Origin of the sequence: Stenotrophomonas sp., assembly GCF_032061965.1 — a bacterium.
Lineage (GTDB): Bacteria > Pseudomonadota > Gammaproteobacteria > Xanthomonadales > Xanthomonadaceae > Stenotrophomonas.
The window spans coordinates 23,659-33,561 of the sequence record NZ_DAMBEF010000038.1 but is presented as its reverse complement, the minus strand read 5'-3'; the positions used below and the strand labels follow the sequence as shown (position 1 = coordinate 33,561).

Annotated in this window: 9 protein-coding genes; 5 read left to right on the top strand and 4 right to left on the bottom strand. The window is 63.0% G+C overall.

Features of this window, described 5'->3' with window-relative positions:
- Window positions 1-140: 140 nt before the first annotated feature.
- The 4 genes from RT460_RS16040 to RT460_RS16025 all read right to left on the bottom strand — a co-directional run bounded on the left by RT460_RS16040 (window position 141) and on the right by RT460_RS16025 (window position 5,333).
- Entirely contained in the window at window positions 141-1,235 is a 1,095-nt protein-coding gene (locus RT460_RS16040) for a type I restriction enzyme HsdR N-terminal domain-containing protein (protein ID WP_313320209.1), read from the bottom strand.
- 103 nt (window positions 1,236-1,338) lie between these two features.
- Window positions 1,339-2,181, bottom strand: a complete 843-nt coding sequence (locus RT460_RS16035) for an NrdJb (protein WP_313320207.1) — start codon at window positions 2,179-2,181, stop codon at window positions 1,339-1,341.
- Window positions 2,182-2,258: 77 nt separating this feature from the next.
- On the bottom strand, window positions 2,259-3,032 hold the full coding sequence (locus RT460_RS16030; RefSeq protein WP_313320206.1) for a hypothetical protein: 774 nt from the start codon (window positions 3,030-3,032) through the stop codon (window positions 2,259-2,261).
- 147 nt (window positions 3,033-3,179) lie between these two features.
- Window positions 3,180-5,333: an adenosylcobalamin-dependent ribonucleoside-diphosphate reductase gene (locus RT460_RS16025; RefSeq protein ID WP_313320204.1), complete on the bottom strand. Its 2,154-nt coding sequence runs from the start codon at window positions 5,331-5,333 to the stop codon at window positions 3,180-3,182.
- A 457-nt stretch (window positions 5,334-5,790) separates the two neighbouring features.
- Here RT460_RS16025 and RT460_RS16020 point away from each other — a divergent pair, with 457 nt between their 5' ends.
- From RT460_RS16020 to RT460_RS16000, 5 genes are all read left to right on the top strand, one after another.
- Window positions 5,791-7,221, top strand: a complete 1,431-nt coding sequence (locus RT460_RS16020; protein ID WP_313320202.1) for a Do family serine endopeptidase — start codon at window positions 5,791-5,793, stop codon at window positions 7,219-7,221.
- Window positions 7,222-7,341: 120 nt separating this feature from the next.
- Window positions 7,342-7,701: a hypothetical protein gene (locus RT460_RS16015; protein ID WP_062170302.1), complete on the top strand. Its 360-nt coding sequence runs from the start codon at window positions 7,342-7,344 to the stop codon at window positions 7,699-7,701.
- Window positions 7,702-7,706: 5 nt separating this feature from the next.
- Window positions 7,707-8,192, top strand: a complete 486-nt coding sequence (locus RT460_RS16010; protein ID WP_313320195.1) for a phage holin family protein — start codon at window positions 7,707-7,709, stop codon at window positions 8,190-8,192.
- A complete protein-coding gene (locus RT460_RS16005; RefSeq protein ID WP_313320194.1) occupies window positions 8,189-8,647 on the top strand; it encodes a protein sip-5 in 459 nt (152 codons plus the stop codon). Before RT460_RS16010 ends, RT460_RS16005 begins: the two co-directional genes overlap by 4 nt.
- Window positions 8,648-8,695: 48 nt before the next feature.
- The gene (locus RT460_RS16000; RefSeq protein ID WP_313320193.1) at window positions 8,696-9,793 is read left to right on the top strand and encodes an AI-2E family transporter; all 1,098 of its coding nucleotides are present in this window, start codon (window positions 8,696-8,698) and stop codon (window positions 9,791-9,793) included.
- Window positions 9,794-9,903 lie beyond the last annotated feature (110 nt).

The following is a 9,903-nucleotide window of genomic DNA, read 5'->3' as shown; positions in this document are numbered from 1 at the left end:
CTATGCCGCTACATTAACCGCGTGACCTGAGCAGAAAGCGGTGGGTCATTACAGCCGAGCAAGGGCTCGGCTTTTTTTTGATCGTTGCAGTCCCGGGTGCGCTGCGCTTACCCGGGCTACGTCACTACGTGGCTATCTCACTATACCGTTGAGCCTTGTGCCTCAAAAAGCTTGACCGAATCAATCAACTTGTCAGAGTGGGCATATATCTCATCCACACCTTGAATCGGGATCCTCGCTTCGGACCGGCATTGATCGAAAATTCCCAAATACTTCTGCGTTCTATTGAAATGAAGCCTGCAAATAGTCTTTCGATTATTGTCATCAAGAAGAATGGCGCAGTAGCTTTGATTGTCACGCATAACAATTCTCTTCACATCGACAACTGAACGGAGAATTGCGCGAACAACCATAAACGCTTCGACCTCCTCTTCAGTCGTGACAACCTTATCGACAATCTCCTCAAGCTGCGCCGGTGCTGATTGAGAAACCTCAATAGCCGATGCAACGGCGTTCCCCGGTCCGACAATTGCAGATTTCAACCGGTCATTGGCCTGCTCGTTCAAAAATTGCACGGCGGCCTTTCTGGTCAGATCGGAGAACAGATCTCTAACCTTCTGGGTAATCGCCCCATCGTAAACACGCGTCGCCACAAATCTCACAAAGTCTTCATCGGGACTACCCAGCAGCCCTGCCAGAAGCTTCTTTATTCTGCTCACGTACTTCAACTCACCGGCGGCGTTTACTATGGATTCAACATCAAATGCAGCCTTTGTAAGCTTCAGTAATTCTGGAATTACATGCTCATCAACATCAAGCAAATCCAGCTCCATAAATGGTTTTTCATCCATTTTGTTTGGAGCATCCAGATCAGTGAAAAAGCTGTAAAAGCGACCATTGGTAAGAATGGCAACTCTGGCGCTGGTCACATGAAAGTACCGGAACAACTGGCTAGCGTGATTGATGTTGAGCGGATCACCAATCTTCTTGCATTCAATAAGGATCTGAACCTCGCCCCCCTTCAAAATGGCGTAGTCAATCTTCTCCCCCTTCTTTGTCCCGATGTCGCAAACGTACTCAGGGATCACCTCGGAAGGATCAAAAACGTCATACCCAAGAACTGAATGTATAAAAGGCATTACAAAAGCATTCTTGGTTGCCTCTTCCGTCTGAATCACAGAGGCCTGTTGAGCAACCTTTGCAGCAAGGCCATTCAAACTGCTGGCAAAATCCATATCACCCCCCATCTGGCTTTGAGTGACCTCGATACTAGCGCAAACTAAATGAAAACAAAAAAGCCCGGCTTTCGCCGGGCTTCCATAACAATAATCGTCAACATCACCCGCACTTGCTATACCCACAATTCAAGCAAGTCTGGCAGCCATCCATGATCACAAGCGCCTTGGTGCTGCACTTGTGGCACATGGTGGCGGCGGCCGGGAAGCTGCCGTTGTCGGCACTTTCGGGGTCGGCTTCGGAGGCAACAGCAACATCAAGAGCTACCCCTCCCCGGCCCTCCCCTTCGCTCTGCAAAAGGGTGGGGGCGAGCGCGGCGCTTTGCGCCGGCGCTGCGTTTACTTCACTGTTTTTTTTTGAGCGTTCTTCGAACTGCTTGCGCTTCTCGGCGATCAGGGCGCGCTGGTGGGCGCTCATTTCCGGGTCCTGCAGCAGGCCGATCGACTTCATGTGGTCTTCGACGATGGAGCCCAACTCGGCCACCAGCGACGGCATGTACACGCCACCGGCCTTGAAGTAACCGCCCTTCGGGTCGAACACGGCCTTCATTTCGTCAACGATGAAAGTGACGTCGCCGCCCTTGCGGAACACGGCCGACATGATGCGGGTCAGCGCCACGATCCACTGGAAATGCTCCATAGACTTGGAGTTGATGAAGATCTCGAACGGACGGCGCAGTTCGTGCTCGGTGCCCTGGTTGAGCACGATGTCGTTGATGGTCACGTAGAAGGCGTGTTCCACCAACGGCGATTTGATCTTGTAGGTGCTGCCGATCAACACTTCCGGGCGCTCGATGCGCTCGTGCATGTGCACGATGTTGTCTGTCACGGACTCGACCGGCGCCACGGCCACCGCGGCCTTGGCCGCCGCAGCTGCGTCGCGGGCCTTGTCGTCGGGGGTGATGACGGAGTAGCCCTTGATTTTCTTGTCGATCTTGACGGCCATGGTGCGAGTCCTGGTTATGCGTTGCTATACGGTTTGGCAGCAACCCCGTCCCGGTGGGACGGGGTGCGCGGTGCGGCTTACTTGCGGGCGGCCTTCTTGGCGGCCTTCTTCACGGCGGTGGCCTTCCTGGCAACCGTCTTCTTCGCCGAAGCGGCCTTCTTGGCGACCGTCTTCTTGGTGGCGGCCACCTTCTTGGCGACTTTCTTTTCAGTGGCCTTCACCGTCTTCTTGACGGCGGCGACCTTCTTGGCGGCCTTCTTCTCGACCTTCTTCACTGCCTTCTTGGCAGCAGCGGTCTTCTTGCCGACGGCCTTGGCAACCTTCTTCTCGGTCGCCTTCACCGACTTCTTGGCAGCAGCAGCCTTCTTGCTGACGGCCTTGGCAACCTTCTTCTCGGTCGCCTTCACGGTCTTCTTGGCCGAAGCGACCTTGCCAGCCGCCTTCTTCTCGGCCTTGGCGACAGCCTTCTTGGCGGCGGCGCGCTTGCCGGCACCCTTCTTCTTCAGGTCAGCAGCCTCGGCCTGGGCGTTGGCCTTGGCGGCCTCCAGCTTCTGGCGCATGGAGCTGACCTTCTTGGTCACTTCCTTCTTGGCGGCTGCGGTCTTCTTGGCCACGGCCTTCTTGGCGGCAGTAGCCTTCTTGACCACGGCCTTCTCGGCCTTCTTCACTGCCTTCTTGACCTTGGCCACCTGCTTCTTGGCACCGGCCTCGACCTTCTTGGCGCTGGTCTTGACGGCGGCCACTGCGTCGCTGGCGGTGACGGCGATGGTCTCGCCGACGTTGGCTGCGGTTTCTTTCACGTTCTCGGCAACCTGGGTTACGGTCGCGGTCACACCATTACCATTGCTCATATAGCCCTCCTCAGGGCATCGGGTCTCTTTACGTTGGCGATGCTATATCGAAGCCGATGCAACGTGGAACAAACGCGCAACAACCCGGTGGCGGTGAGACCACCGTCATGCCCACCCGGCACGCGGCCGGGAGGGCGATGAAGGCACTCAGAACTTGCCGTAGTAGCCTTCTTTCAGGGCGTCGAACAGGTTGGCGGCGGTGTGCATTTCACCGTCGTACTCGATCTGCTCGTTGCCCTTGACCTCCACCACCTGGCCGTCTTCCAGCTCGAAGCGGTAGGTGGTGTTCTCCAGGTCCGCTTCCTTGACCAGCACGCCCTGGAAGGCAGCCGGGTTGAAACGGAAGGTGGTGCAGCCCTTCAGGCCCTGCTCGTGGGCGTAGCGGTAGATGTCCTTGAACTGCTCGTACGGGTAATCGGTCGGTACGTTGGCGGTCTTGGAAATCGAGCTGTCCACCCACTTCTGCGCGGCGGCCTGCACGTCCACGTGTTCCTTGGGCGAGATGTCGTCGGCGCTGATGAAGTACTCCGGCAACTTGGCATCGGCCTCGTCGGAGAACGGCATGGCCTTGTCGTTGACCAGCTGGCGGTAGGCCAGCAGCTCGAAGGAGAACACGTCCACCTTTTCCTTGGACTTCTTGCCTTCGCGGATCACGTTGCGGCTGTAGTGGTGCGCGAACGAGGGCTCGATGCCGTTGGAGGCGTTGTTGGCCAGCGACAGGCTGATGGTGCCGGTCGGGGCGATGGAGCTGTGGTGGGTGAAGCGCGAACCGACCGTGGCCAGCTCTTCCACCAGCTCCGGGGCCACCGTGGCCACGCGCTGCATGTAGCGGCTGTAGCGGGCGTGCAGCACCTTGCCGGCGATCTTCTGGCCGACCTTCCAGCCGTCCTTCTTCATTTCCGGGCGCTGGCGCAGCATCGCGGCGGTGACCGCGAACTGCTCTTCCATGATCGGGGCGGCGCCCTTCTCACGGGCCAGCTCCAGGCCGGTTTCCCAGCCCGCCACGGCCATGTCGCGGGCGATGGCTTCGGTGAACTCACAGGACTCGGCGCTGCCGTACTTCATCTTGAGCATGGTCATGGTGCTGCCCAGGCCCAGGAAACCCATGCCGTGGCGGCGCTTGCGCATGATCTCGTTGCGCTGCTGTTCCAGCGGCAGGCCGTTCACTTCGACCACGTTGTCAAGCATGCGGGTGAACACGCGCACCACTTCCTTGTACTCGTCCCAGTCGAACGAGGCCTTGTCGGTGAACGGGTCACGCACGAACTTGGTCAGGTTGACCGAGCCCAGCAGGCAGGCGCCGTACGGCGGCAGCGGCTGCTCGCCGCAGGGGTTGGTCGCGCGGATGTTCTCGCACCACCAGTTGTTGTTCATCTCGTTGACGCGGTCGATCAGGATGAAACCCGGCTCGGCGTAGTCATAGGTGGACACCATGATCATGTCCCACAGGTGACGGGCACGGATGTGGCCGTACACTTTGCAGGCCACCAGGCCGTCGTCGCGGACGATGTAGTTTTCGTGGGTCGGCCATTCGCGCCACACCACTTCCTCGCCGCTGGACGGGTCCAGCTCGGCCTGTTCCTTGGTGTTGATCGGGAACACCAGCTGCCAGTCGGCGTCATTGTTGACCGCGTCCATGAAGCCGTCGGTGATCAGCAGCGACAGGTTGAACTGGCGCAGGCGGCCGTCCTCACGCTTGGCGCGGATGAAGTCCTTCACGTCCGGGTGCGACACGTCGAAGGTGCCCATCTGCGCGCCACGACGGCCACCGGCCGAGGACACGGTGAAGCACATCTTGTCGTAGATATCCATGAAGGACATCGGCCCGGAGGTGTAGGCACCGGCGCCGGCAACGAAGGCACCGCGCGGACGCAGGGTGCTGAACTCGTAGCCGATGCCGCAACCGGCCTTCAGGGTAAGGCCCGCTTCGTGGACCTTTTCCAGAATGCCGTCCATCGAGTCGGTGATGGTGCCCGACACGGTGCAGTTGATCGTGCTGGTGGCCGGCTTGTGTTCCTGCGCACCGGCATTGGAAGTGATGCGGCCGGCCGGGATGGCACCGCGGCGCAGGGCCCAGGCAAAACGCTCGAACCAGTAGGCGCGCTTGTCATCCGTCGCCTCGGCATCGGCCAGGGCACGGGCCACGCGCAGGTAGGTGCCGTCGATATCGGCATCCAGCGCTTCGCCCGCCTTGGTCGTGAGGCGGTACTTCTTTTCCCAGATGTCCTGCGAGGCAGGCTGCAGCGGGATCATGTCCGACTTGGTTTGATTGCTGACCACTTCCAGACGCACCGTACTCATGATTGTGGAAACTCTCCTGGGGCACCTTGCGGTGCGTTTACTTTGTTCCCGACGGGTCGGGCAGCAGGGACAACGACGCGCAGGCGCGTGCTTACGCGCCTGTCGGCGGGATGAGGGGATTCCGGGAATTACCGGTTGTCTGCATCACTGTCGTGGTCACTGCACGCCTTCCGTTGGGGTGCTTGCACCCCCCGCATTAAACCCTACTGCTTGGGGACGTCGTTCACATCAACCCAACATCTAGTGGGTGATGACCCGGCCAAGCTTACCCACCCCCGGGGTGATGTCAAACAAAAAATCTGCCATCGATGTATTGCAATCCGTGTAGGGCTTGGTGGCCTTGGGATTGCGGCGCTGCAGAAGTTTCATTGCCGATTTAGCTGCCCCCCGCCACACTCGTGTTCAGCAACCCGCCCCACCCCGGCGCCCCGCGCGCCCCGCACGGAATCATCGGCATATGCGACCCGTACCGACCCTGCTGACCCTGGCCCTGGCAGCTGCCTTTGGCGGTTTCACCGCCACCGCCATCAATGCCCACCTGGACAACCGCGCCGATGCCGCGCCACTGGCCGCCACCGCCGTGCCCGCAACCGGCGCACTGCCGGCGTCGGTCGCCGGGCAGGCCCTGCCTTCATTGGCACCGATGCTGGAACAGGCCATGCCGGCGGTGGTCAGCGTCAACACCAAACAGGTGGTGCGGGTGCGCAACCCGTTCTTCGATGACCCGTTCTTCCGCCGCCTGTTCCCGCAGGTGCCGCAGGAGCGCATCAACGAGTCGCTGGGCTCGGGCGTGATCATCGATGCCAGCCGCGGCTATGTGCTGACCAACCACCACGTTGTAGAGAACGCCGACGACGTGCAGGTCACCCTGGCCGATGGCCGCACGGTCAAGGCCGAGTTCCTTGGCTCGGACCGCGACACCGACATCGCGCTGATCCGCATCCCGGCCGACAAGCTCACCGCGCTGCCATTGGGCAACAGCGACCAGCTGCGCGTGGGTGACTTCGTGGTGGCGATCGGCAATCCGTTCGGCTTCAGCCAGACGGTGACCTCGGGCATCGTCTCGGCGGTGGGCCGCAGCGGCATCCGCGGGCTGGGCTACCAGAACTTCATCCAGACCGATGCCTCGATCAACCCAGGCAACTCCGGCGGTGCACTGGTCAGCCTGTCCGGCCAGTTGGTCGGCATCAACACCGCCAGCTACAACCCGCAGGGCAGCATGGCCGGCAACATCGGCCTGGGCCTGGCCATCCCGTCCAACCTGGCGCGCGACGTGGTCGAGCAGCTGATCACCAAGGGCGTGGTGGTGCGTGGCACGCTGGGCGTGGAAACGCAGAACCTCAGCCCGCAGATCGCGCAGGGGCTGGGCCTGGAGGAAGCCCGCGGCGCGCTGGTGACGCGCGTGCTGGCCGGCTCGGGTGCTGCGGCTGCCGGGGTCAAAGCCGGCGACGTGGTCACCGCCATCAACGGCCAGCGCGTGGACAACGCGCAGGCACTGCACAACTTCGAAGGCCTCTCCACGGTCGGCCGCACGGTGGACCTGGAGGTCCGCCGCGACGGCAAGCCCTTGCAGCTGAAGGCCACCTTGAAGGAGCAACCGCGCGCCGTGGCCGGCGATACGCTGGACCCGCGCCTGACCGGTGCAACCTTCGTCGACCTGCCCGAGTCGCTGCGCCAGGCCGGCCTCAACGGCGTGCAGGTCAGCGAAGTGGCGCGTGGTAGCCGCGCAGCGCAATCCGGGCTGGCCAGCGGCGACGTGATCCTGGCTGCCACCACCGCCGAATTCACCGACCTGGCCAGCTGGCGTGCCAGCTTCACGCCGCGTCCGCAGCAGTTGGTGCTGAGCATCCTGCGCGGCAACCAACGCGGCCAGCTGCAGATGCGATGATGGCATCGTGAGTAATGCGTCGCGGGGCCGTAACGTTGTTTACACCTCGCAACTGCTATTTGTTGAGACCTGCTGCACCCGCGCGCCAACCGGCGCACCCGCTGAAACCAGGAGATCACGATGAGCCCCACCAATACCGAGAACATGAAGGAACACCTGGGCGAGGCTGGCGCACACCTGAAGTCCGCCGCTTCCGCCGCCGGCTCGGCCGTCAAGGGCGCCGCTGGCGCTGCCGGTGACGAACTGCGCCTGGGCCGGGCCAACCTGAAGGCCGAACTTTCCGACAGCGCGCTCTCGGGCCTGGCTGCCGCTGAACTGGGCGGTGCCGCCGCCAAGGAACAGGTTGATGCCCTGATGGACAAGGGCAAGGACCTGATGGACAGCGCCGCCGACCTGATCCGTGAGCGTCCGCTGGCCTCGTTCGGCGTGGCCTTCGCCGCTGGCTGGATCATCGCCAAGCTCGCCCGCAGCAACGACTGACCGGCGTGGGCGAAAACGCAACACCGCCAGCCGAAGACACCCCCACCCCGGGCCCCGCGCCCGGGCTGGAGGAAAGCATCCGCCAGGTCGGCGCCGCCGGCCGGCAGACGATGGACTCGGCCGGCCACGCCGCGCGTTCGCTGCGGCGCTTGGCCTCGGCAGATTTCGCACTGGCACGCAGCGCGTTTGGCCGGGCACTGGCCTGGAGCGGCGTCGCCATCGTGTTTGGTGCCTCCGGCTGGCTGCTGCTGGCGGCCACCCTGGTGGCCCTGCTGCAATACCTTGGCCTGTCCCTGTTCGTGTCCTTGTTGATCCCGACCGTGCTCAGCCTGGCCATCACCGGCTACAGCATCTGGCGGGTGTCCTACTTCTTCCATCATACCGGCATGCACGCCACCCGCCGGCAGCTGTCGCGGCTGGGCCTGTTCGACGAGCCCAGTGGTGAGGACCCCGATGCCGACGTGAACGTACCCGGGGAGGACAAGCGATGAATTTTGAAGCCCTGCAACGCCGCGTACGCCGCGCCGAAGCGGTGCTGCAGATCCGCAGCGAGGAAACCACCCAGCACTGGCAGCAGCTCAACACGACCTGGCGCAGTGCCTGGACCCCGGGCCGCATCATCCTGGTGGGCCTGGCCGGTGGTTTCCTGGCCGGCAAGCTGGAACCCGGTGGCGCCTTCAGCGGTGCGCGCTGGCTGCAGATGATCGGCTCGGTGTCGGGGCTTGTGGCCTCGGCGCAGGCGTCGGTGGCCTCGTTTGCGGCTGCGGCGGCAGGCATGGCCGCCAGCCACGCCGCCGGTGCGGCGGACGACGCCGATGAAGCAGCCGCCGCTGCCGAACAGGCCGCAGACGACACCCCGGCGCCCACCGCACGGTCGGCAGACGCCGTTGCCAACCCGATGCCACCCCGCGCCGCCGAAGCGGCCACGGAACTGTCAGAATCCTGATCCGGGCGCGGCACCGCGCCGCGCCCTTTCTGCCGGAGCGTCGCCCGCATGTCCGAGCCGTTGCCTGAAGCTGCCGCATCGTCGGCGGAGCCTGCGCCGCTTCCGCCCCGTCCGCGTGCACCCGCCGCACTGGTGGTGCTGGCAACCCTGGCCGTTGGCTACACGCTGTGGGCGGCACAGGAAGTCATCCTGCCGGTCTTGCTGGCGATGTTCTTCGCGCTGATCGGCAACCCCATCATCCGCCTGCTGCAGAAGCTCTACCTGCCGCGCTTCCTGGGAGCGCTGCTGGTGGTACTGGGCGGGCTGGCCGCCAGTGGTGCGTTGGCGGTGCAACTGGCCGGCCCGGCCAGCGAATGGGTGCAATCGGCGCCACAGCAGATGCGGCAGATCTCGCGCAAGGTGCAGGACTTCGTCAAACCGGTGCAGCAGGCCAACCAGGCCGCCGAGAGTTTTGCCCGCGCTGCCGGCGGCGATGGCAACCGCAAGGTGCAGGTGATCCGCACGCAGCTGGACGACCCCTACAAGGCATTGGTGCGCACGCCGAAGCTGGCCGCATCGGCGCTGGCGGTGGTGCTGCTGACCCTGTTCTTCATGATCTATGGCGAAAACCTGCAGCGGCATGTGATCGCGCTGCTGCCCAACCGCCAGCAGAAGCGCTTCACCGCCGACATCCTGCGCTCGATCGAGCGTGAGATCTCGCGCTACGTGCTGACCATCACCGTCATCAACGTCGCCCTGGGCCTAGTGCTGGCCGGGATACTGATGCTGCTGGGCATCGCCCTGCCCGAGGCATTGCTGTGGGGCACGGTGGCAGCGCTGTTGAACTTCGCGCCCTACGTGGGTCCGCTGATCGGCATCGTGCTGATGCTGCTGATGGGCTTTGTGGAGTTCCGCGATCCGCTCACCGCCACGCTGCCGGCGCTGGCCTATCTGACCCTGCACACGCTGGAAGGCCAGTTGATCACGCCTATCGTGCTGGGCCGGCGCATGGCGATCTCGCCGTTGATGCTGATTCTGGCGCTGATGCTGTTCGGCTGGCTGTGGGGCATGGTCGGGCTGCTGCTGTCGGTGCCGCTGCTGGTCTGCGTGAAACTGGTGCTGACCCGCGTGGATGGCATGCACGGCTGGGCCAAGCTGCTGGAATAAGGCCGACAGCAACCTCGCCCGGGTAAGCGACGCGCACCCGGGGCTGTTTGCGGACGATTCGACACATCAGCAGATGCCCCCCCTCCCGGGTGCGCTGCGCTTACCCGGGC